Here is a 1621-nt window from a genome sequence, read left to right as displayed (position 1 = left end):
GGTCGTCGATGAGCTGGTCGGTAGTCTTCATAAGTAACTTAAACATGCGTTTAAAAAAGGGACAAAAGAGCCGTCGGGACATGGTTGTGTGTCGCCATGGGTTCTTTTGTCCCGATATGTTTTTATTAATCCGGTTTCAATCAGAGTTTTTCGTGGCCAGAGATGGTAAGGTCAGCGCCTTTGCCAATCTTTGCAACGAGTCCCTGAAGAACTTTTCCGGGGCCGAATTCGATAAATTCTGTAGCACCGTCGGCAATCATGTTCTGCACGGTCTTGGTCCAGCGTACGGGAGCGGTGAGCTGTGCGATAAGGTTTGCCTTGATTTCAGCGGGGTCGGTGTGGGGGAGAGCGTCGACATTCTGATAAACGGGGCACTTCGGTGTGTGTACCGGAGTATTCTCGATGGCAGCTGCGAGCTCGGCGCGGGCCGGTTCCATGCAGGGGCTGTGGAAAGCGCCTCCGACTTTGAGCTTGAGTGCACGCTTTGCTCCGGCCTCTGTGGCTTTTGCGCATGCGGCATCGATAGCCTCGATTTCGCCGGAGATTACGAGCTGGCCGGGGCAGTTGTAGTTGGCGCATACTACTACGCCGTCAACGCTTTCGCAGATTTCTTCAACTTTTTCGTCGGGAAGTGCGATGATGGCTGCCATTGTAGAGGGCTTCATCTCACATGCTTTCTGCATAGCCTGTGCGCGGGCGCTGACAAGGCGCAGACCATCCTCGAAACTCAGTGCGCCGGCAACAACAAGTGCGCAGAACTCGCCGAGCGAGTGTCCGGCAGTCATTTCGGGCTTGATACCGGTAGTTTCCTCGATTACCTTTGCGATGATTACTGAATGGAGGAATATCGCAGGCTGGGTAACTTTGGTCTGACGCAGATCTTCGTCGGTTCCTTCAAACATAAGGTCTGTAATGCGGAAACCCAGGATTTCGTTGGCTTTCTCAAACATTGCGCGGGCTTCGGCATTGTTTTCGTAGAGGTCTTTGCCCATTCCTACGAACTGTGCGCCTTGGCCGGGGAATACAAATGCTTTCATAATCGGATTGGTTATATTTATGTTTTGATTTTTTATCGTAATAGTTTTGGATTCTGACAGGATTATGCGTTCATGCTGCGCAGAAGCTCGTCGTTGTCGCGGGTCTTTTCCATCTGGTCGCGCATGAATTCCATTGCTTCGATTGAAGTGCGGTCGCTGAGGTAGCGGCGCAGAATCCAGATGCGCTGCAATGTCTCCTGACGCTGCAACAGGTCGTCGCGACGAGTGCTTGACGCCATGATGTCGACAGCAGGGAATATTCGTTTGTTGGAGAGCTTGCGGTCAAGCTGAAGCTCCATATTGCCGGTGCCCTTGAATTCTTCGAAGATTACTTCGTCCATCTTTGAACTTGTCTCGGTAAGGGCTGTGGCTATGATGGTCAGCGAGCCTCCGCCTTCGATATTGCGCGCTGCTCCAAAGAAGCGCTTGGGTTTCTGTAGCGCATTGGCATCGACACCGCCTGACAGGATTTTGCCAGATGCAGGCGATACGGTATTGTATGCGCGTGCGAGACGGGTGATTGAATCGAGCAGGATTACGACATCGTGTCCGCACTCTACAAGGCGTTTGGCTTTTTCAAGTAC

At 52.2% G+C, this 1621-nt stretch carries 1 protein-coding gene and 1 pseudogene; both read right to left on the bottom strand.

Annotated elements, in window-relative coordinates; genetic code table 11:
• Positions 1-140: 140 nt before the first annotated feature.
• Positions 141-1037, bottom strand: a complete 897-nt coding sequence (gene fabD, locus K2I50_RS04260; protein ID WP_301024992.1) for an ACP S-malonyltransferase — start codon at positions 1035-1037, stop codon at positions 141-143.
• 62 nt (positions 1038-1099) lie between these two features.
• Positions 1100-1621, bottom strand: a pseudogene (locus K2I50_RS04255) (transcription termination factor Rho); the annotation flags it as partial.

The organism is Muribaculum sp., from assembly GCF_029051885.1.
Taxonomy (GTDB): Bacteria; Bacteroidota; Bacteroidia; order Bacteroidales; family Muribaculaceae; genus Muribaculum.
This window is presented reverse-complemented; position numbering and strand designations above follow the sequence as displayed.

Bases quoted from the DNA above. Each gene is read 5' to 3' on its own strand.
- fabD (WP_301024992.1), bottom strand. From the start codon at position 1,037: ATGAAAGCATTTGTATTCCCCGGCCAAGGCGCACAGTTCGTAGGAATG.